19 protein-coding genes are annotated in these 19,835 nt (G+C 57.4%); 12 read left to right on the plus strand and 7 right to left on the minus strand.

The window, feature by feature from the left end; genetic code table 11:
- Window positions 1–51 precede the first annotated feature (51 nt).
- Window positions 52–342: a putative quinol monooxygenase gene (locus Q0915_RS06330; RefSeq protein ID WP_299480885.1), complete on the minus strand. Its 291-nt coding sequence runs from the start codon at window positions 340–342 to the stop codon at window positions 52–54.
- A gap of 101 nt (window positions 343–443) precedes the next feature.
- Between Q0915_RS06330 and Q0915_RS06335 the strand changes: the two genes are divergently transcribed.
- Complete coding sequence (locus Q0915_RS06335; protein ID WP_299480888.1) at window positions 444–1,334, plus strand: LysR family transcriptional regulator; 891 nt, start codon at window positions 444–446, stop codon at window positions 1,332–1,334.
- A 2-nt stretch (window positions 1,335–1,336) separates the two neighbouring features.
- On the opposite strand, the gene Q0915_RS06340 is transcribed toward Q0915_RS06335, so the two are convergent.
- Entirely contained in the window at window positions 1,337–2,260 is a 924-nt protein-coding gene (locus tag Q0915_RS06340) for a LysR family transcriptional regulator (RefSeq protein ID WP_299480891.1), read from the minus strand.
- A gap of 172 nt (window positions 2,261–2,432) precedes the next feature.
- Here Q0915_RS06340 and Q0915_RS06345 point away from each other — a divergent pair, with 172 nt between their 5' ends.
- The 4 genes from Q0915_RS06345 to Q0915_RS06360 all read left to right on the plus strand — a co-directional run bounded on the left by Q0915_RS06345 (window position 2,433) and on the right by Q0915_RS06360 (window position 7,019).
- Complete coding sequence (locus tag Q0915_RS06345; RefSeq protein ID WP_299480894.1) at window positions 2,433–3,053, plus strand: glutathione S-transferase family protein; 621 nt, start codon at window positions 2,433–2,435, stop codon at window positions 3,051–3,053.
- A 66-nt stretch (window positions 3,054–3,119) separates the two neighbouring features.
- Entirely contained in the window at window positions 3,120–4,763 is a 1,644-nt protein-coding gene (locus tag Q0915_RS06350; RefSeq protein ID WP_299480897.1) for a pyridoxamine 5'-phosphate oxidase family protein, read from the plus strand.
- Window positions 4,764–5,325: 562 nt separating this feature from the next.
- Window positions 5,326–6,456, plus strand: coding sequence for a type III PLP-dependent enzyme (locus tag Q0915_RS06355; protein ID WP_299480899.1), 1,131 nt, complete (start codon window positions 5,326–5,328; stop codon window positions 6,454–6,456).
- Window positions 6,457–6,467: 11 nt separating this feature from the next.
- Window positions 6,468–7,019, plus strand: coding sequence for an N-acetyltransferase (locus Q0915_RS06360; protein ID WP_299480901.1), 552 nt, complete (start codon window positions 6,468–6,470; stop codon window positions 7,017–7,019).
- A 115-nt stretch (window positions 7,020–7,134) separates the two neighbouring features.
- Here the strand turns inward: Q0915_RS06360 and Q0915_RS06365 are convergent, their stop codons facing one another.
- Window positions 7,135–8,130, minus strand: a complete 996-nt coding sequence (locus Q0915_RS06365; protein ID WP_299480903.1) for a hypothetical protein — start codon at window positions 8,128–8,130, stop codon at window positions 7,135–7,137.
- Between the two features lie 160 nt (window positions 8,131–8,290).
- Between Q0915_RS06365 and Q0915_RS06370 the strand changes: the two genes are divergently transcribed.
- Window positions 8,291–9,676 (plus strand): homospermidine synthase, encoded by a 1,386-nt coding sequence (locus tag Q0915_RS06370; protein WP_299482116.1) that lies wholly within the window; start codon window positions 8,291–8,293, stop codon window positions 9,674–9,676.
- A gap of 100 nt (window positions 9,677–9,776) precedes the next feature.
- Here Q0915_RS06370 and Q0915_RS06375 read toward each other — a convergent pair whose 3' ends face one another.
- Complete coding sequence (locus Q0915_RS06375) at window positions 9,777–10,169, minus strand: DM13 domain-containing protein (RefSeq protein WP_299480905.1); 393 nt, start codon at window positions 10,167–10,169, stop codon at window positions 9,777–9,779.
- A gap of 364 nt (window positions 10,170–10,533) precedes the next feature.
- Here Q0915_RS06375 and Q0915_RS06380 point away from each other — a divergent pair, with 364 nt between their 5' ends.
- Both Q0915_RS06380 and Q0915_RS06385 read left to right on the plus strand, forming a co-directional pair.
- Window positions 10,534–10,869, plus strand: a complete 336-nt coding sequence (locus Q0915_RS06380) for a hypothetical protein (protein WP_299480908.1) — start codon at window positions 10,534–10,536, stop codon at window positions 10,867–10,869.
- A 220-nt stretch (window positions 10,870–11,089) separates the two neighbouring features.
- Window positions 11,090–11,410, plus strand: coding sequence for an acyl carrier protein (locus tag Q0915_RS06385; protein WP_299480911.1), 321 nt, complete (start codon window positions 11,090–11,092; stop codon window positions 11,408–11,410).
- 27 nt (window positions 11,411–11,437) lie between these two features.
- On the opposite strand, the gene Q0915_RS06390 is transcribed toward Q0915_RS06385, so the two are convergent.
- Together Q0915_RS06390 and Q0915_RS06395 are read right to left on the minus strand one after the other, a co-directional pair.
- Window positions 11,438–13,321 carry an adenylate/guanylate cyclase domain-containing protein gene (locus Q0915_RS06390; protein WP_299480914.1) on the minus strand — a complete coding sequence of 628 codons (1,884 nt, stop codon included), beginning with the start codon at window positions 13,319–13,321 and terminating at the stop codon, window positions 11,438–11,440.
- A 101-nt stretch (window positions 13,322–13,422) separates the two neighbouring features.
- Entirely contained in the window at window positions 13,423–15,006 is a 1,584-nt protein-coding gene (locus Q0915_RS06395; RefSeq protein WP_299480917.1) for a SulP family inorganic anion transporter, read from the minus strand.
- 414 nt (window positions 15,007–15,420) lie between these two features.
- Here Q0915_RS06395 and Q0915_RS06400 point away from each other — a divergent pair, with 414 nt between their 5' ends.
- From Q0915_RS06400 to Q0915_RS06410, 3 genes are all read left to right on the plus strand, one after another.
- The gene (locus Q0915_RS06400) at window positions 15,421–16,107 is read left to right on the plus strand and encodes a transporter substrate-binding domain-containing protein (RefSeq protein WP_299480920.1); all 687 of its coding nucleotides are present in this window, start codon (window positions 15,421–15,423) and stop codon (window positions 16,105–16,107) included.
- Window positions 16,108–16,327: 220 nt separating this feature from the next.
- Window positions 16,328–17,506, plus strand: coding sequence for an aminotransferase (locus tag Q0915_RS06405; protein ID WP_299480923.1), 1,179 nt, complete (start codon window positions 16,328–16,330; stop codon window positions 17,504–17,506).
- Between the two features lie 35 nt (window positions 17,507–17,541).
- Window positions 17,542–18,570 (plus strand): asparaginase, encoded by a 1,029-nt coding sequence (locus Q0915_RS06410; protein ID WP_299480926.1) that lies wholly within the window; start codon window positions 17,542–17,544, stop codon window positions 18,568–18,570.
- Here the strand turns inward: Q0915_RS06410 and Q0915_RS06415 are convergent.
- Window positions 18,562–19,014 carry a GNAT family N-acetyltransferase gene (locus Q0915_RS06415; protein WP_299480929.1) on the minus strand — a complete coding sequence of 151 codons (453 nt, stop codon included), beginning with the start codon at window positions 19,012–19,014 and terminating at the stop codon, window positions 18,562–18,564. The two genes, Q0915_RS06410 and Q0915_RS06415, sit on opposite strands and share 9 nt — an antisense overlap.
- 12 nt (window positions 19,015–19,026) lie before the next feature.
- Between Q0915_RS06415 and Q0915_RS06420 the strand changes: the two genes are divergently transcribed.
- Window positions 19,027–19,833 (plus strand): dimethylarginine dimethylaminohydrolase, encoded by an 807-nt coding sequence (locus tag Q0915_RS06420; RefSeq protein WP_299480932.1) that lies wholly within the window; start codon window positions 19,027–19,029, stop codon window positions 19,831–19,833.
- Window positions 19,834–19,835 lie beyond the last annotated feature (2 nt).

Consider the following 19,835-nt stretch of genomic DNA (forward strand, 5'->3'; position numbering starts at 1 on the left):
GGTAGGCGGCCCGTGTTTTTTCGCCAGGCGGGCCGCCGGAAAGGAAGTTCTTCAGCCGATCACGGTCATTTCGTTCAGTGTGAAATCTGCAACGGCACCTTCTGTGGCCTCCATATAGGCGGCCAGGTGTGGTGCGCTCATATGAGTCTGCCAGAGTTCACGGCTGTCCCAGTTTTCGTAGAACATGAAATGAGCCGGGTTTTCGTTGTCCTGGTGCAGGTCGTAATTGATGCAGCCAGTTTCGGCGCGTGTGATGTCGATCAGTTTCAAGAGTTCGGACTTGACGAGTTCGACCTTGTCCGGATTGGCTTTGATATTTGCGACGATTGTGAGCTTGGCCATGGGGTGGGTTCCTGTTTGATTTGCGATGGGAACTATCTAGCTGCTTGACGGTTTCGGATAAACAGGCAGAATTCAAAGAAACAATCCGGAAAATCCGTATAATGCTTCTCGATAACATTTCTCTCTTTTTGCTGATCGTTGAAAAGGGCAGTCTGGCCGCCGCGGCGCGCGAGGCCGGGCTGTCGCCGACCACAGTTTCCGAGCGGCTGGCTGCGCTTGAAGCCCACTACGATGTTGTGCTGCTCAACCGGACAACCCGGTCGATCAGTCTGACGGAAGAGGGTCGCACGCTCGTCGAAGGAGCACGCGCCGTTCTCGGCGAGGTCGAGGACTTGGACAGCCGTATTCGCTCAGGCGCGCAAACACTGTCCGGCCTGATCCGGATCAGCGCTCCCGAAGACATCGGGCGCAACATCATATCAGGTGCGATTGCAGACTTTCAGGCCAACCATCCCTCGATATCGATCGATCTGCATCTGTCGGACGGCTATGTCGATATCGTCGGGCTCGGGATCGATCTGGCGGTACGGTTCGGGGCGATCAGCGACAGTTCTCTCAGGGTCAAACACGTTGCTACCCGCAGGCGGATCCTGTGCGCCTCACCAGCCTACCTTGAAAATCACAGCCCTCCGGAAACACCCGCGGACCTCAGGGACCACGTCTGCCTGATGATGCGGTTCGGTCAGAATATCGACAACAGCTGGGAATTCAGGAAAGGGGACGTAAAGCACGTTGTCACTGTCACCGGCACCCTGATTGCCAATGACGGTGCGCTGGTGCGCGAATGGGCGCTGCAGGGCAGAGGCATTGCCTTGAAGTCCGAATTCGATTGCGCGGCGGATATCCGCGCCGGGCGTCTGATCCAGTTGCTCCGCGACTACGAGCCGCCTGGTTCACCACTGCAGATCCTGTTCCCGCCAAGCCGCGCTCAGCCCCGCCGGGTGCGTGCCTTTGCCGACCATCTGATCAAAGTCCTGCGGAGTGTCGAGTAGCATCACACCTGCTTGCCTGGTGAGATCGTATCCGCTTTCCACCGTGAGCCGAACTCAGCTGCCAGATAATCGATCAGTGCGCGCACCCGCCGTGTGAGATGGCGGTTCGGCGGATAGAGTGCATAAACCCCGAAGGCGTCTGTTGCATGTTCGGGAAGCACATGTTCGAGCCGCCCGTCCACGAGAGCGTCCTCGATTGCATAAAGGGGTGCGATTGTGATGCCGAGGCCGCCCATCGCCATGCGCGCCAGGGCGCCGGGAGAATTGGACCGGACGTTTCCGGTCAGGCGCAGCACCTGTTCCTTCCCGCCTGAGTGAAACCGCCAGACATTCATTTCCGACTGGTTGTTGTCGACGAGGCATACATGGGTGCTCAATGCCCTTGGATCTTTCGGCCTGCCGTGGCGGTCGAGATAATCTGGAGATGCGCACAGGACAAGCGGCATGTCGGCAAGTTTGCGCGCCCGAAGGGACGAGTCTTTCAAGGCACCAATGCGGATCGCAAGATCCAGTCCTTCCTCCACAAGCGCCAGTCTGTTGTCGGTCAGCCGCATGTCGAGTTCAACATCCGGATGATCGCGCAGGAACGGCGCGAGAGCCTCGCAGAGCCGCGTGCTGCCGAAGCCTGTCGGCGCGGTTAGCCGGATAAGACCGGCAAGCGCGCCCTGACGTTCCTGCACCAGGGAATCGAGGTCATCGAGCTGTTCCAGAATCGGACGGCAATGCTCCAGATAGGCCGCGCCGACATCCGTCAGCGAAACACTGCGCGTCGTGCGATTGAAAAGTTGCGTTCGAAGCTGGCTTTCCAGCTGCTGCACATATTTGCTGACGAGTTTCGTTGACAGCCCAAGCCGGCGCCCTGCGGCGGTGAAGGAGTTGTCCTGTGCGACGGCAACAAACGCCCGCATCATTTCGATCTTGTCCAAGGTGCCTGCCTTTCAGCGCGAACAGAGCGTCCAAACTATGTATGAATTGTACATAATAATTGAATAAAAAAGAAGATTATCCCCGTGCTTGTGAGGTGACATATTGCGTTCAGCGCACCGGGCCGGAGTTTCCGGTGCCACCGAGAGACCAGGACCTTAAGGGGAAACCGTCATGTCCAACGCAATCCGCATTCACAATTTTCCGCTTTCCGGACACTGTCACCGGGTTGAACTGTTTGCCGGCCTTGCCGGTATCAATCACGAGCTCGTCTTCGTCGATCTCGCCGCAGGCGAGCACAAGAAGGAACCGTTCCTGTCGCTCAATCCGGCCGGCAAGGTTCCCGTCATTGAAGATGGTGATGTGGTCGTTGCCGATTCAAATGCGATCCTGGTCTACCTGGCTCGCAAATATGCACCGGATTGGATGTCGGGCGATCCGGTTGAAGAGGCGGAAATCCAGCGCTTTCTCTCGCTCGCAGCCAATGAAATCGCAAACGGACCTGCCGCTGCCCGGCTTGTGACCGTCTTCGGTGCAGAACTCGATACGGATAAGGCGAAGGCGATCTCTGGTTATGTATTCGGGATCCTGGAAGGCCATTTGGCAGACCGCGACTGGCTGGTTGGCCAGAAGCCGACCGTCGCCGATGTTGCGATTTACACCTACACGGCGCACGCACCGGAAGGGAATGTCTCCCTTGAGCCTTATCCGAACATTCGCAGCTACCTGAAGCGTGTTGAAGGATTGCCTGGCTTTGAAGCCATGCCGGCAACGAAAGCCGGACTGGCTGCGTAAGGCAGCGTTTTGACCGGACACGCACTGGCCGTGTCCGGCCACCTGTTAAAGAACGAGGATGGCAGCGTGAAACCGATTGATCAGATGTCCGAGACTGTTTCACCGTTTCACGATGGTGAGCGCAGAGTGCAGGAGCGGCTGGGTGACTTTGGTGTCGAGCGCTGGGCGCGCGGTGCCATTCGCGATTTCATGCCTGACCAGCACCGTAACTTCTTTCAGGATCAACCTTTCATGATCGTGTCCGCACGTGATGAAAAGGGCAGACCCTGGGCGACTGTGCTTGAAGGACCTGTCGGGTTTGTGCGGTCGCCGGACCCGACCTCGCTGGAAATTTTGTCCGGACCGGTGGCGGGCGATGCTCTGGAAGGTTCCCTTTCGAAAGGAGCAGATATCGGTCTCGTTGGTATCGAACTCGCGACCCGCCGTCGTAACCGCGTGAACGGCAGGCTCGTTGGCGCTGACGACGATGGGCTCCGCTTTACAGTTGGCCAGTCCTTCGGAAACTGCCCGCAATATATCCGCTCGCGCGACTATTGGTGGAGCGATGAAGAACCAGCTGGAGTGGCAACGCGCAGCACGGCGCTGAGCGATGCGCAACAGAACTGGATCAGAAGCGCAGACACGTTTTTCATCGGGTCCGGGTATGAAGGGCAGGGGCAAAACCGGTCCTTTGGCATGGATGCCTCCCATCGCGGCGGCGAGCGCGGCTTTGTCGAAGTTGTCAGCGCGAGCAAAATCCGCTTTCCCGATTATGCCGGCAACAAGTTCTACAACACGCTCGGTAACATCCTGCTTGACGGACGCGCGGGCTTTCTCTTTCTCGATTTTTCAACCGGAAGCCTGTTGCAGCTGACCGGCAAGGCATCGATCGACTTCGATTCTGAGGATGTCGCACGCTTTGCCGGTGCGCGTCAGCTTGTATCGCTGGAAATCGAGGAGATCGTGGAGATTTCCGGTGCGCTCAGGTTACGCTGGCAGGAGGACGGCAGCACTGCGCGTTCGCTTAGGCTTGTCGAAAAGACCTGGGAAAGCACCAATGTGACGTCCTTCGTGTTTGAGTCGCGCGACGGTGGCCCGCTTCCGGTGCACACGGCAGGGCAACACCTGCCGATCGAAATCATGATCCCACAGATCGACGCCAAGGTGCAGCGGACCTATTCCCTGTCTGGACCGCCGAATGAAAGCCGATACCGGATCTCGGTAAAGCGGGAAGCCGATGGTCTGGTTTCCAGGTTTCTTCATGACAAGCTTGAGGTTGGCGCCATGCTGGAGGCGCGTAAGCCCGCAGGCGATTTCGTCCTGCAGGAAGACCGCGGACCCGTGGTGCTTGTCAGCGCAGGCGTCGGCGTAACGCCAGTGCTGAGCATGCTGCATCAACTTGTCGAAGAGAATGATGCGCGGGAGATCTGGTTCGTGCATGGTGCGCGTGATGGCGGTCATCATCCCTTTCGCGGCGAAGTCTCCGAACTCGTGAAAGGCAGGACAAACATCAGGACCTGCACCGTCTACAGCCGTCCGCATGCCGAGGATCTGCATGGCCGGGACTATCAGGAAAAGGGAAGGGTGTCGGCAGATTTGCTGGCCGGTCTGGTGTCAAACACCGATGCCGACTATTACCTCTGCGGTCCTGCAGGATTTCTCGCCGAGCTCAAATCCGGCCTTGAGGCACGCGGCGTTCGTGAAGACAAGATTCATGACGAGACGTTCTGAGCGCATGTGAACGGTCGAACGGGCGATCTTTGATGGCAGGGGGTAACCCCGGTCAGAAGAAGTTGATGAAAAAATCCCGCAGCCCGGTCATTTTCTGCTTGCACGGAAATCCAAACAAGCGCATATAGCGCCTGCCCAAATTCGCACGTGCCCGAGGTCGTTCATGGGGTGTTTTGAAAAGACATCTCTTAAGGGGCCGCTGCCACAAAAACCGCCAAGGGGCGGGCAGCAGATCCGGACGACTTAAAGCAACGACGTAAGAGGGCTTTTTTGGTCTCTGCCGGGGTATCCAACCTCCGGCGTCACTGAAGAGGCACTTGTTACATCCTTGCCCGACGTGCGGCTCGGTATCTCCGATCCAATCAACGGCATTCCCGACGCGGGAAAGCGTTTGCGTACATGTTCAATGTCGCGATCGCCCAACCGTCGCCGCAGTCAACCCGGCCTCCGGTTCCATCCCGGGGGAGGCCCGGTGCGTATTGCGGCACCCTGCGACGTGAACTGCAGCGCGCCAACCGGACATTGCGTGCCTGCGGCCAGATTTGGAAAGGGGGAGATCCCCATGAGCGAGCGTATCCGCGACTTCCTGCGACGACGCGACGACGACGGACCTTGCGTTGTTGTCGACCTCGACATCGTGCGTGATAATTTCGAAGCTTTTGCACGGTCCCTTCCGGACACATCGGTCTACTATGCGGTCAAGGCCAATCCCGCACCGGAGATCCTCTCGCTTCTCGAAAACCTCGGCTCTTCCTTCGACTGCGCGTCGGTCGGCGAAATTGAAATGGTGCTGGCCACCGGCGCTTCGGCAGACCGCATTTCCTACGGCAACACCATCAAGAAGGAGAGGGACATTGCGCGTGCCTTTGACCTTGGCGTCCGGCTCTTTGCGGTCGACTGCTTCGAAGAAGTGGAAAAAATCGGCCGTGTCGCTCAAGGCTCAAATGTCTTCTGCCGGGTCCTGTGCGACGGTGTCGGTGCCGAATGGCCGCTCTCCCGCAAATTCGGATGCGATCCTGAAATGGCACCCGACGTCCTGGAACACGCCCACCGGCTTGGCCTCGAGGCCTATGGCGTCTCCTTCCACGTCGGCTCCCAGCAGGCAAATCTCGAAGCCTGGGATTTCGCTCTCGCCATGGCGGCAGGGGTCTTCCGGGAAATGGCGTTGCGCGGCATCGAACTGAAGATGGTCAACATGGGTGGCGGATTCCCGACCCGTTACCTGAAAGACGTGCCAGGTGTGCCGCGCTACGGCGAGGCTATCTTCCAGGCGCTGTCCAAGCATTTCGGCAACCGGCTTCCCTCGACCATCATCGAACCGGGCCGGGGCATGGTCGGCAATGCGGGCATGATCGAAGCCGAAGTCGTTCTGATTTCCAAGAAGTCCGCGCAGGAACAGGTGCGCTGGGTCTATCTGGATATCGGAAAGTTCCACGGTCTCGCCGAAACAATGGACGAAGCGATCCGCTACCCGATCCGGACCCCGCGCGATGGCGACAGAACCGCGCCTTGCGTTCTGGCCGGGCCGACCTGCGACAGCGTCGATGTTCTTTACGAAAAGACGCCGTACGAACTGCCAGTCAGCCTTTCCATCGGCGACAAGGTTCTGATCGAGGCTTGCGGTGCCTACACGACGACCTATTCGTCGGTGGGTTTTAATGGCTTTGCGCCTTTGGCGTCCCACGTCATCTAGGACGAGCGGACATGATCACCATCGTTGACGAGGCGCTGGAGCATTTCAGCGCCCGCGAGGCTTTGCTCGACCTCAGTTTCGGCGAAGACCGTCACTTGAAAACCTGCGAGCGGTTGCGCGAAGGCCAACTGCCTGTGTTCGCTTTCGTTGCAATGGACGCGACAGGTGGGCTTGCCGGGTCTGTCCGGCTCTGGTCCGTCGTAGACCATGTCGGCAATCAAAGTCTGTTGCTTGGACCGCTCACCGTTTCTCCGGACATGCGCGGCCAGAAAATCGGCGACCTGCTGATGCGCCATGCGTTGACCCAGGCCGCCGTACATGGCCATGGGTCTGTGATCCTTGTCGGTGACCAGGCTTACTATGATCGCTTCGGCTTTCAGCCGGGCAAGCTGGATCGTGTCGATTTGCCCGGGCCTTTTGATCAGCAACGGTTTCTGGGTATCGACTTGTCGGTGGGGCATCTTGCAAGACTGGACGGTCTCTTGAAACCTGCCGGAGAGAGCAACACTACGTTGGTGTTTGGTGGAAGAAAAAAGACACCGGACCTCAGGAAATCAGTGTAGCTGGTGTTCGCCCGCCAAGAAAAAGACCAATTCAAGACTTGAAATCCGGCTCGAAAACCGTCAGAGGTAACGCAAGGCGCAATAAGTGCGCTTCTTCGCTTTGAGGGGAAACACCTTAAGCCGCACCTTGTCCAGAGACGAGGCCGGCGGGAAAGATTGGAGTTCGGAACTTGACTGATGAATCCAACGGCGGCACGCCGAAGAAGGCCGCCACAAAAGCACCGGCGACGCGCAAACCTGCGGCAAAACGCGGAGCGACGAAATCCTCAGGATCCAGAGCCTCTTCTTCCCGAACAAACACATCGAAAACGACGGCATCAAAACCCGCAGCAACAAAAGCAGCCCCCAAGAGCCCGGCGGCAAAGCCTGCGACTGCTAAAGCTGCTGCCGCCAAGCCTGCAACAACCAAGATCGCCCCGAAAACAAGAGCAGCGAAGCCAGCCGCCGCTAAGAGCGCGGCCGGAACATCCGCTTCGGGTAAGGCAGCAGCAAAGCCCGCGTCATCGAAGAGTGCAGCGGCGAAACCTGCCAACACCAAATCCACTTCGAAGACCAGAGGAGCGAAGCCTTCAGCGACGAAGGCAGCTTCAAAGAGCGCGGCAGCGAAACCCGCAGCGGCCAAAGTTGCTCCGAAAAGCACTGCAGCAAAACCAGCAGCAAGCAAGGCCGCGCCCAAAAGTGCAGCGGCGAAACCAGCAGCAACAAAGACTGCTTCGAAGGCAGGAGCAGCAAAACCTGCCGCATCCAAGGCGGCTCCGAAGAGCGCAGTGGCGAAACCAGCTGCAGCCAAGGCCGCTCCGAAGGCAGGAGCAACAAAGCCTGCCGCAACGAAGGCGGCGCCGAAGAGCGCAGCTGCGAAACCAGCAGCAACCAAGGAAGCGTCGAAGAGTGCAGCGGCGAAGCAAGCCGCAACAAAGACCGCTCCAAAGAGCGCAACGTCGAAACCAACTGCAGCCAAGGCTGCCCCTAGCACCAGAGCGGCGAAGCCCGCGACCGCAAAGGCAACTCCCAAGAGCGCGGCAGCAAAACCTGCCGCAGCCAAGGCGGCTCCGAAAAGTGCAGCGGCGAAAGCGGCGCCGAAAAGCGCTGTGGCCAAACCGGCAGCAAGCAAGGCCGCTTCCAAAAGCGCTGCGGCAAAACCGGCTGCTGCCAAGCCTGCCGCGACCAAACCGGCCACGGCTCGCAAGACGACCGCAAGAAAGGCAGCTCCCAAGGCCCCGGCAAGCTCAGCTGCGTATCCGGTTCACGGAACCATCACCGGGCCTGTGGTTATGATCGGGCTTGGGTCCATCGGCAAGGGAACGTTGCCGCTGATCGAGCGCCACTTCAAGTTCGACAAGTCACGCTTCACCGTCATCGATCCGGTTGATACGGACGCCAAGCTGGTGACGGATCGAGGCTATAAGTTCCACAAAGTCGCGTTGACGCCGGACAACTACAAGGACATCCTGACGCCTCTGATCACCGAAGGCGAAGGGCAGGGCTTTGTCGTGAACCTGTCGGTTGACACATCTTCTCTCGATCTCATGAAACTGTGCCGCAAACTCGGCGTTCTCTACATCGACACCGTCGTGGAGCCTTGGCTTGGCTTCTATTTCGATGAAAATGCACCTGCCGCCGATCGCACGAATTACGCTCTGCGCGAAACGGTCCGCCGCGAAAAGAAGAAGAAGCCCGGCGGCACGACGGCGGTTTCCTGCTGCGGTGCCAATCCGGGCATGGTGTCCTGGTTCGTCAAGAAAGCGCTTGTCGATGTTGCGGCCGAAACCGGCGTCAAGTTCAAGGAGCCGACCGACCGCAAGGGCTGGGCGAAGCTGATGAAAAAGGTCGGCGTCAAGGGCATCCATATCGCGGAGCGCGACACGCAGCGCGCCAAGGAGCCGAAACCCCCGAACGTTTTCTGGAACACCTGGTCGGTCGAAGGGTTTCTCTCCGAAGGCTTCCAGCCGGCAGAACTCGGCTGGGGGACGCACGAAAAGTGGAAACCCGCGAACGCCAAAAGCCACAAGAAAGGCTGCAACGCAGCGATCTATCTGGAACAGCCGGGCGCCAACACGCGTGTGCGCACCTGGTGCCCGACGCCCGGCGCACAGTTCGGCTTTCTGGTGACGCACAATGAGTCCATCTCGATTGCCGATTACTTCACCCTCGAAGACGGCAAGAAGGTTACCTACCGGCCAACGTGTCACTATGCCTATCACCCGGCGAATGACGCGGTGCTGTCATTGCACGAGCTCTTTGGGGCGGCCGGCAAGGTGCAGGAGAAACTCCACGTTCTGGAAGAAGATGAAATCCGGGACGGCATCGACGAGCTCGGTATCTTGCTTTATGGCCACAAGAAGAATGCCTACTGGTACGGCTCGCAGCTCTCCGTTGAGGAGACACGCAAATTGGCGCCATATCAGAACGCCACCGGCCTTCAGGTGACTTCCGCTGTCATAGCCGGAATGGTCTGGGCGCTGGAAAACCCGGAAGCCGGCATAGTTGAAACCGACGAGATGGACTACAAGCGCTGCCTTGAAATCCAGATGCCTTATCTGGGTCCTGTCAAAGGGTACTTCACCGACTGGACCCCGCTCGACGGACGCCCGGGCTTTTTCAAGGAAGATCTCGACAAGAAGGATCCCTGGCAGTTCAGGAACATCCTGGTGCGGTGATCGTGTCGCATAATTCTGCGCAGTCCCGGAACTGATCCGGGACCTTTTCAAAGATTTGGCCCCGGCTCGTGGCCGGGGCGGCGGGGTGGTCTGGATGGCCTCAGTTGCCGAGCTTTGCCACGCCAAGCGGGACGTTGAACTTGCGGCACCAGATGTAGACCTCGTTGTAGCCGGAGGCATCAATACCGTTGCCGATGCGGTAGGTTTGCTTGCCGTTCAGCTTCTTCAGAGCGCCAAGATCGGTCTTGGGGTCGTACTTGCCGTTCTTGCCGAGCCCAACCCTGGCGTCCGGTGCGCCGTCGAGACTGAAGTTGCTTTGCAGGACGACATTGTTGGAACTGAGCACGGTCTGGCCGGTCGTCACATGATTGCTTCGGCCTGAAAAATTGCCTTTCCTGGACTTTCCCGCTGCGAAGGAAGGCAAAGTGCTGGAGGTTATCGCTGTGGCTGCCAATCCGGTGGTGAGGGCGAGGAACTGTCTGCGGTTCTGCATTTTTCGGGTCCTGTCGTTTCCAAGAGATATTCGGCGAATTCTGCGGTCGGGCAGTCTGGCCTTCGCTCTTAGATTGGGAATGTGATGCACCATTGAAACGCACATTCAGCTCCGCAAACGTCACAAGATGGCGAGAAACGCTTTACCGGATGGAAGCCCGCAGCAGGGACGCTTGTTCGCCTTTTCCTGGATCCGGTCGTCATAGGACATATTAAAAGTTGGTCACAAAGCTGGATATGCGGGCCCTCAAACACCACTCTTGGAAGGCGCAGCGGATTGCTGCGTTCTCTCATAGCGGTGTGGTGCGTTCCTGCCACGCTCACAGTCCACCAAGTTTCCAACAAAACGATGCGGGTCTTGCGTCATGACACTTCTGGTAAATCTGGGTTTGCTGCTGGTCGCCTTTTTGGCCTTTTTCCTTGCGGTTCTGGGTTATTTTCTCGTTTCTCAGACGTTTCAGGCCAGAAGGCGGCGCGGCGTTCTTTCCAAGGACGGTGTGATGTTCCTCGTCGCCGGCGGCCTGTTTGTCGCCTTTACGGCCGGTTACATAGAGATCTTCGAGTTCGCCTTCCGGCTGCCCTATTCGGTCCCGGTGGACCTCGGTATCGGACTTCTCGCGGTCACCATTGCTGCCGCAAGCGCCTATTTGCTGGCAAACAGATTCGAACAGAATCGGATGCGTCTGAAGGCGCGTCAGTAGAGACCTTTGCAAGAGCGACAAGACCAGATCTGCTGCTGTTCATGGGACAGCGCCGCTGGTTAAGTGAGAAAACTTTCCACTGGAAAGTTTACCATGCCAGCACTTAATACGTCTGGTCTCGTGAAATTTACCAATCGGAAGATTGCCCTGATACAACCCTGATGCTATTTGTGCGTGTTAGATCATTTAATGTACGCACCATATTATTCATTAGGTTCAAATGTCTGAAATTGCAGAGAAAGTTAAAGCCATTGTGGCGAGGGATCTCGACGTGGCCACCTGGATGCTTACATCCGATGTCACATTGACCAAACTGGGCGCCGACAGCCTGGATGCGATTGGTCTCATCATGGCTGTCGAGAGAGAACTGGGCTGCCGCATTCCGCATGACTCGTTCCGCGTGACCAACCGGCATGAAGGCGAGTGGACCTTCGGAGCGTTTTTGAGCGCTGTGGAAAGTGCAATAAACGGTGTACAGCCTTTTCGCCGTGAAACCTTTCCGACGCAATCCAACACGCCGCGGCCAAGAGCGGTCGCCTAGAGCCGACCCAAATTCCGATAGTTGCGTTTAGGCCGGCAGAAGCCGAACCACTTCGATCGGCTCCGCCTTGCCCTTGACCTTTTGCGGGCCGATCGGTTCCTGGCGAATGTCGGGGCTGAGCCTGGCTGCAATCTCGCCAGAGACTAGGATGATGACCTCGGCGGTGTCGTCGATCTCCTTGCCAAGGCTCTCCAGGCGCGCGGCTGCGTTCACCGTATCTCCGATCACCGTGTAGTTGACCCTTTCCGGCGCACCGATATCTCCGACGACAAGAGGGCCCATGTGAATTCCGATCCGGATGCGCACGGGCGCTTCGTCGCGGTTCGCACGCGCCATGTTGTCTGTGCGCAGCGCCGACGCCATGCCAATCGCTGCGCGTGCGGCGGGTTCCGCAGGGTTGTCCAGATTTTCCGGCGCGCCCCAAAAGGCCATCACGCTGTCGCCGACATACTTGTCGATCGTTCCGTCCTGTTTCGCGATCTCCGCACCCAGCAAGGACAGATGATGGTTGACGAACGCGGCCGTTTCGCTCGCCGACATTCCCTCCGATGCGGATGTGAAACCCGCAATATCGGTAAAAAGGACGGCAACCTCGCGTTCTTCGGGAACGGCTTCGGCGCGACCTTCACTCAGAAGCTTTTGAACGAGCGTGCGCGGCACATAGCGGTTAAACGCCGTCAAACCGCCGACCATGGCATTGAACCCGTTTGCAAGATCGTCGAGCTCCCTGATGATGGATGGCGGCAGCGGATCCACGTCGCTGATTTTCAGTCCGGCGACGTCCTTGGCAGCGCTTGCCGCCCGCCGGACGGGTTTGGCGATGCGGCGTGCCAGAAGAACAGCACCAATCAGAGAGAGCAGCAAAAGACCGAGGCCGACGACAATTGCGATGAGGAGCTGCTGAAGCGGTTGATCCAGATATTCGGCCGGAAAATGGACACCAATGCGCGCCGGCAGGCCCTTCAGGTTGGCGTTTTCCTGCTCAATGATGATGAAGCGCTTGTTGCCATTCGTGTCAAAGCCTGTCCGCAGTTCGAGACCGTCGGCAATATTGTAGTCCTCGTTGTCGATGACCTCCATTGTGGAGAAATCAGACAGGAAAAGATCGGAAATCTGACTGACATGCAGTAGGGGATCCTCAGCGTCCAACTCTTCGAAATGCGCTTCCAGCAGCGGGTGGGCGACGATCTCTTCCGTCTTCTCCCTCATGAGGAAAACCGTGATGTCATCGGTGGAGATGGACCAGGTAATGTCGGAGATGCGTTCCAAAGACATTCCGATCAGGAAACTGCCGCGATAAGTGTCCCCTTTGTAAAACGGATAGGTGTAGACAAAATAAGTGTGTTTCCTGCTGGGCATATAGAGCGGTTTGCTCCAGAACGGACCGGCGTTTTCCGATGCTCTTTTCAGGAGCGGCATGAGACTCGGGATTTCCGATGCGACATCCACGTCGCCGCCATACATGTCGCCGTCGGCATCGCCGCGATCGACGTCTACACCTTTGCCTGTCGCATCGACCATGACCATGAACGAAACGCGGTCCTGAGGGGCCAGAGCTCCGTAAATATAGGCGACGAGATGATCCGGGTCGTCAAAGGACAATTCGTCCGTCTCCCACCCGGCATGCGTATAGTCGGCAGTTTCGGTGACGGCGTGCAGCTGCTCGACGAAGGCTGCCTCGGACGTATCCATGCCGAGGTCGACGAGTCCGCCGCCTAGCTGGCGGATGAGCCTTTCCGAAATAACGGCCTGGATCATCAGGATGGCGGCCGCCGTGATAACGACAAATGTACCGATAACGGTTGCCAGGGTCGGCGTTATGAAGAGTTTGTTGCGCAGCAAGAGAGCACTTTCGAAGTGAACGGGTCCGGTGTCGCTGAATTCATAGCGCACTTTTGGACGTGGTTTCACGCTGGCGTGAACATTCACGATGAAATTCAAAGAAACTGAAAAAAATCAGGCTCCGGAGACTGGGTCGCCGGAGCCTTTTAGCCGCAATTGTTTGATGATCGTCAGGACGCTTTTTCAGGCGCTTCGAATGTCTGCCCGTAGTCCACCGCAATTTCGTAGTCCGGGTCCTCGAGCACGGACACCTCGACAAGGTTCCCGGCCTTGGCAAGAAGCCTCTTGCAGTCAGGAGATAGGTGCCGCAGATGGAGACGTTTTCCAGCAGCTTCGTACTTGGAAGCCAGCGCATCGATCGCTTCAAGCCCCGAGTGGTCGACGACGCGGCTGTCGATGAAGTCGACGACGACGTCTTCCGGATCTTTCTGCGGATCGAACAGGTCGGCGAAGCCGGTGGTCGATCCGAAAAACAGCGGACCTGCAAGACGGTAAACCTTCCAGCCTTCCTTGCTGGTGCCGATGCGCGCGTTGATCCGGCTTGCCGCGTTCCAGGCATAGGCGAGGGCGGAGATGATGACGCCGACCACGACGGCGACCGCCAGATCCGCGTAGACCGTGACGCCGGTAACAATGACCATGACCAGAGCGTCGGTCAGCGGGATCTTGTGCACGATCTTCAGGCTCGTCCAGGCAAACGTTCCGATCACGACCATAAACATCACACCAACGAGCGCTGCGACCGGGATCTGTTCGATCAACTGCGAGGCAATCACGATGAAGGACAAAAGGAACAACGCGGCTGCGATGCCGGATATCCGTGTGCGCGCTCCGGATTTCACGTTGATCATCGACTGGCCGATCATCGCGCAGCCGCCCATGCCACCGAAGAAACCGGTCACGATATTCGCAGAACCTTGTGCAACGCACTCCTTGGAAGCGCCGCCCTTGGTGTTGGTCAGGTCGGCGACGAGGTTGAGCGTCAGGAGGGACTCAATCAGGCCGATTGCCGCCAGGATGACGGCGTAGGGCAGGATAATCTGAAGCGTTTCCAGGGTCAGGGGAACCATCGGGATGTGAAACTCCGGCAGGCCTCCTGCGATTGACGCGAGATCGCCCACGGATCTTGTGTCGAGGTTGAAACCCAGCACAAGGCCGGACACCACGAGAATCCCGGCAAGTGGGGCCGGAAAGGCGTTGGTGAACCTCGGCAGGATCCAGATGACCGCCATGGTGAGCGCGATAAGTCCGAGCATCAAGAACAGCTGAGGGCCGTCCATCCAGGTCAAGCCGCCGGCACCGTCCGGGACCTTGAACTGGCCGAGCTGCGCCAGGAAAATGACGATGGCGAGACCGTTCACGAAACCCAGCATGACCGGATGAGGGACCATGCGGATGAACTTGCCCCATTTCAGGACGCCGACACCGATTTGCAGAATGCCCATCAGAACAACAGTCGCAAACAGGTATTCGACACCGTGCTGTGCCACAAGCGATACCATGACAACCGCCAGAGCGCCGGTCGCGCCTGAAATCATTCCAGGACGTCCACCGATGCAAGCCGTGATCAGCCCGACGAAAAAGGCAGCGTAAAGGCCCACGAGGGGATTGACGCCAGCCACAAATGCGAAGGCGACGGCTTCGGGAACGAGGGCGAGCGCGACGGTTAGCCCCGCCAGCAATTCGGTTTTGATGCGCGCAGCATCCAGCTTTGTCGATTGTACAGGCGCAACGGCCTCGGCACGTGCTGTCAAGACGGGCTCCAGTCTGGTCGATTGAGTTGAGACGGTCGCCCAGTCCAACTGGGACACGGATACTGACCTAAATCAATTAACAGCTTTCTAATCGATTTATTGCAATGCAGCAAGATGATGCGTGAATAGCTGCCATGCGCCGCTGCGTGTCGTACCACTTTTATCCAAGGCGGTAACCCTGATTTGCACCGGGATGTAACGCGGTATCGCCAAAATCGCTAGGGAACCCAAGCGTTAGTCGTGTTCAAATTACTTAAAGTGATCTGATTGGAATTATTTTTTAATTTTCACATTGTGAAATATTCTGGAGATTGGAAGTGAGCAAGCATTTTTTGCCAAACCAATACAGTGTATCAAAGCAAAGGGGCTCTGCACGTGCAGTGGTTGGTCAAGATAAGCGTTTTTCTATTTATAGTGAGCTCTGCGTCAGGTGCCACCGCACAGCAAAAACTTGTCTTTTCGACACTTGAACATGCGCCAAACGGTAGGATTGGTTCGGAGATTCTCAAGATTGCCTATGCCAAGCTTGGTCTAAATTTCGAGACATACTATACGTCCGGCAAGCGGGCCCTGGTTCTGTCGTCTTCCGGGGTCGTTGATGGTGAGGTGCTTCGAACATCCGATGTGGCGCAGAAGTACCCTTCATTGATCAAGGTGGATGTTCCGCTTCTGACGCTGATGAATGTTGTTTTCGTCAACCGGCACCGCAGTTCCGGTGAAGTTTTCATGGATCTGAAAAACACGCGTGTTGGTTTCCTGAACGGGGTGGAACAGCTGGATGCCTATACACAAGGCTTCCATCACATCTGGAGGGCGGAGTCGTTCCGGGAACTGTTCGAAATGCTCTCCCTTGGAAAACTGGACGCCGTGATCAGCGAGAAGACCGCGGGAAAGATCGAAATACATGCCCTCGGACTGGAAAGCGTCGTCACCTTGGACAAGGTGATCGCACCGGAAACCCTCTATCACTTTCTGCACGAAAAACATGCGCAACTGGTGCCAAGAATTTCAGACGTGCTGCAACAAATGAAAAGCAGCGGCGAAATGGAGCAGATCGCCAATCGGGCTGTCCTGGAAATCGTCATTCAAGGGAACAAATAGCGTTTTAAAGATGATGCGCATTCTTTGAACACTCTGCCTCTGCGTAACGTTTCCACCGCAGTCAGCCGCGCACGATTTTCCTCCGATTTATTGCCAGACACGTCCATGAAGCGCGCTGTGAGCGCTTAGGTGTCCTTTTTGCCGACCGTGCAGGCAAGGAAAATACTCGACTGACTTTGTCCTTGAGACTAGAACCGGGGAAACAGGTCTGGGAGACGTCATGAAGCCGAGCAATCCGGTTTTCACCGGAATAGAAACAACCGTCTTTGAAACGATGTCCCGGCTTGCAATGGCGCATAACGCCGTCAATCTTGGCCAAGGCTTTCCAGACGTGGACGGACCGGAAGATATCCGCGAGGCAGCCGCTTCGGCGTTGATTGAGGGTCCGAACCAATATCCGCCCATGCTGGGTCTTCCCGAGTTGCGCGAGGCCGTGGCAGAGACGAACAAACGGTTTTACGGTCTTGAAGTCGATGCCAAAAGCGAGGTGCTGGTGACATCGGGGGCTACCGAGGCACTCGCGGATTGCATCATGGCGCTTGTGTCGCCAGGAGACGAGGTGGTTCTGATCGAACCGCTTTATGACTGCTATTTGCCCCTTGTTCGCCGCGCAGGAGGGATACCCGTTCGGGTCAGGGTAAGTCCGCCGAACTGGGGGCTCGATGAGGATGCGCTGCGGGCGGCCTTTTCTGAACGAACCAAAGCCATTTTGATCAACAACCCGATGAACCCTACGGCAAAGGTGTTTTCCGAAGCAGAACTCACGCTGATTTCGCATCTTTGCCAGGAACATGATGCTTTTGCGATCTGCGATGAAGTGTATGAGCATCTGGTGTTCGACGACGCGGCACATCGGCCGCTCATGACATTCGAGGGCATGCGCGAGCGGACGGTTCGCATCGGGTCTGCCGGCAAGACATTTTCGCTGACAGGCTGGAAGGTCGGATATGTCACAGGTCCGGCGCATCTGATCGACCCGATAGGTAAAGCGCATCAGTGGGTGACATTCACAACGCCGCCGAACCTTCAGCGCGCCGTTGCCTATGGTCTGCAAAAAGACGATGAATATTATTCCGGCCTTGCACAGGACCTCACGGCGAAGCGGGACCGCATGGCGAAAGGCCTCAGCGCGCTCGGATTTTCGGTTCTGCCGTGCGCCGCTACCTATTTTCTCACCTGCGGCATTGAGGGGCTCGGACTTGGCGACAGTGATGTCGATGTCTGCGAAAAGTTCGTCAAGGAGGCAGGGGTGGCGACCGTCCCGGTATCGGCATTCTACGGGTCGGATGCGCCCACCGGCTATCTTCGATTCTGCTTTTGCAAGAAGGACTGGGTCATAGATGAAGCAATCGCCCGCCTCGCGTCATTTTTGACTGCAGACGGCCGCGAATCTGCTTAGCCTCAAATGACCGTTTCAACAGGATGAAAAATTTCATGGACAATCCGGCTCTGGTGAATGTCACGCGTGGCAATCTCACGGAAAGCCAGCATCGCGGCAGTGTTGCGATTGTCGACACAAAAGGCGCGCTGGTTTGCGGTATCGGAGATGTCGAGGCGAGGGTCTTTCCCAGGTCCGCGATCAAGGCGCTCCAGGCTTTGCCGCTGGTGGAGTCGGGCGCATCGGACGCACTTGATCTGACAGACGCCGAATTGTCACTCGCTTGTGCATCTCACAACGGCGAAGAAGTCCATGCAAATGCCGCTCGCGTTATGCTGATGAAAGCGGGACTGAACGAGGACGATCTGGAATGCGGCCCGCAATGGCCGAAACGCATGGAAGATGCCGCCAAGCTGATCCTTGCCGATGAAGTTCCCTGCGGGCTCCACAACAACTGTTCAGGCAAACATGCCGGGTTTCTCGGTCTTGCGAAATGCATGGGTGTGGAGACACGGGGATACATAAACCCCGATCATCCCGTGCAACGTGAAATTCGCCACGTCATGGAGCAACTCACGGGCGACACGCTCTCTAAAGATGTCTGTGGAACGGACGGGTGTTCGATTCCGACCTACGCGTCACCGCTGAAAAATTTTGCCAGTGCTTTTGCCGCCTTCGGGACAGGCGAAGGGTTGGAACCCTTGCGCGCGGATGCGGCCCGGCAAATTTATGATGCCTGCATCAATGAACCCTATATGGTTGCCGGTGCTGATCGTTTTTGCACGAAGGTCATGGAGGTCTTCCGGGGCCGCGTTTTCGTCAAGACGGGTGCCGAGGGTGTCTTCTGCGCTGCCATCCCCGAACTCGGCTTCGGCGTTGCCTTGAAGTGTGACGACGGCGCGACGAGGGCGTCGGAAGTCATGATGGGTGCAATTCTGGAAGCGTTGCTTGACCTGAACGAAGACGAAGCGGTGCTTCTTGACAGTCTCGTCAATCCACCGATCCTCACCCGCCGCGGCATTCAGGCAGGACACATCAAGCCCAACGAGGAGTTCCTTTCCGCTTTGAAGCAAGCGTTACATTAGTTTCTTCTGCATCAATATCTTGTTTTCGTTTCTTGAAGTTTCACTCCAACCAAGATGCGAATAGAGCGAAACGTTGCGAAGCATCTCCGGATGCGTCGCGAGGTGTATTTCGGTCGCACCGCGCGCGAAGGCTTCTTTTTCTGTCGCTTCAACAAGCTGCCTGCCGAGGCCCTGGCCCATGAAATCGGGGTCGACGGCCAGATTGATCAGATGCGCGTCAGGGCCTGTCACGCTGAAAATGGCACAGCCGGCGAGCCTGCCATCGGCTTCAGCGACAAGGACGGTATTTGAGCATATATCGTCTTCAAGACCGCCAGAAACGTCGGGCAAATTCTTTATCCGGGCTTTGTCCGCTGCATAGGCCCGATCGATACACTGTTTGAGGTGCAGAAGGTCTTGCAAAACCGCCTCGCGGATGTTTGCTCGTAAGCCTAATTTTTTCATTGGAGTTTCCGTATGCCGCACCGGCCAGGACAGTCGTTTCGTTTCACGCATGCCATCACGCGCCTGCCGTCTGATAGCGTTGCGAATGGGCTAAGGGCGACTGATACCGGTGACCCGAGCGGTACCAGGTTCCGGGAAGAGCATGCGCTTTATGTCAAGGCCCTGCAAGAGGCGGGTTTGACGGTCGATGTCTTGCCCTCGCTTGAGGACTATCCGGATAGCTGCTTTGTCGAAGACCCCGCCTTCTGCCTGCCGGAAGGCGCAATCCAGTTGCGGCCGGGGGCCGCGAGCCGTGCAGGCGAGGGCGCGCAGATCCGTCCCGCTCTTGCTGCCCGGTTTGATGACGTCGTTAAATTACCGGAAGGCGGTCATGTCGACGGCGGAGATGTTCTTATGCTGGACGACGTTATCCTGATCGGTCTGTCGGCGCGCACGGACCGAAGGGGCGCTGACGATTTCTCCAATATCCTGTCGAATTGGGGATATTCAGCAGAAATCTGTGAGACGCCGGAAGGCGTTCTTCATTTCAAGACGGCCTGCTCGACGCTCGGTGACGGCGTTATTCTCGCGACGGGCGTTATGGCGGAAAGCGGTTTTTTCGGAAATCGCGAGCTTGTCGTTGTTCCGGAGGGCGAGGAGTATGCCGCCAACGTGATCCGGGTCAACGATGTCGTCCTTGTTCCGGAAGGGTATCCTAAGACCCGGGCAGCAATTGAAGCCGCCGGTTTCAAGTCGGTTGTTTTGCCGACGCATGAAGCCCGCAAGGTCGACGGAGGTCTTTCGTGCCTTTCGTTACGCTTCGCCCTTTCCAATGGGTGACG

The sequence above is a fragment of the uncultured Roseibium sp. genome (assembly GCF_947494555.1).
In the GTDB taxonomy this organism is placed as follows: Bacteria; Pseudomonadota; Alphaproteobacteria; order Rhizobiales; family Stappiaceae; genus Roseibium.

Excerpts from the sequence above, each read along its gene's own strand:
- Q0915_RS06355 (WP_299480899.1), top strand. The coding sequence starts at position 5,326 with ATGAGCGAGCGTATCCGCGACTTCCTGCGACGACGCGACGACGACGGA.
- Q0915_RS06330 (WP_299480885.1), bottom strand. The coding sequence starts at position 342 with ATGGCCAAGCTCACAATCGTCGCAAATATCAAAGCCAATCCGGACAAG.
- Q0915_RS06345 (WP_299480894.1), top strand. The coding sequence starts at position 2,433 with ATGTCCAACGCAATCCGCATTCACAATTTTCCGCTTTCCGGACACTGT.
- Q0915_RS06415 (WP_299480929.1), bottom strand. The coding sequence starts at position 19,014 with ATGAAAAAATTAGGCTTACGAGCAAACATCCGCGAGGCGGTTTTGCAA.
- Q0915_RS06370 (WP_299482116.1), top strand. The coding sequence starts at position 8,291 with ATGATCGGGCTTGGGTCCATCGGCAAGGGAACGTTGCCGCTGATCGAG.
- Q0915_RS06380 (WP_299480908.1), top strand. The coding sequence starts at position 10,534 with ATGACACTTCTGGTAAATCTGGGTTTGCTGCTGGTCGCCTTTTTGGCC.
- Q0915_RS06360 (WP_299480901.1), top strand. The coding sequence starts at position 6,468 with ATGATCACCATCGTTGACGAGGCGCTGGAGCATTTCAGCGCCCGCGAG.
- Q0915_RS06335 (WP_299480888.1), top strand. The coding sequence starts at position 444 with ATGCTTCTCGATAACATTTCTCTCTTTTTGCTGATCGTTGAAAAGGGC.
- Q0915_RS06375 (WP_299480905.1), bottom strand. The coding sequence starts at position 10,169 with ATGCAGAACCGCAGACAGTTCCTCGCCCTCACCACCGGATTGGCAGCC.
- Q0915_RS06410 (WP_299480926.1), top strand. The coding sequence starts at position 17,542 with ATGGACAATCCGGCTCTGGTGAATGTCACGCGTGGCAATCTCACGGAA.
- Q0915_RS06420 (WP_299480932.1), top strand. The coding sequence starts at position 19,027 with ATGCCGCACCGGCCAGGACAGTCGTTTCGTTTCACGCATGCCATCACG.
- Q0915_RS06405 (WP_299480923.1), top strand. The coding sequence starts at position 16,328 with ATGAAGCCGAGCAATCCGGTTTTCACCGGAATAGAAACAACCGTCTTT.
- Q0915_RS06385 (WP_299480911.1), top strand. The coding sequence starts at position 11,090 with ATGTCTGAAATTGCAGAGAAAGTTAAAGCCATTGTGGCGAGGGATCTC.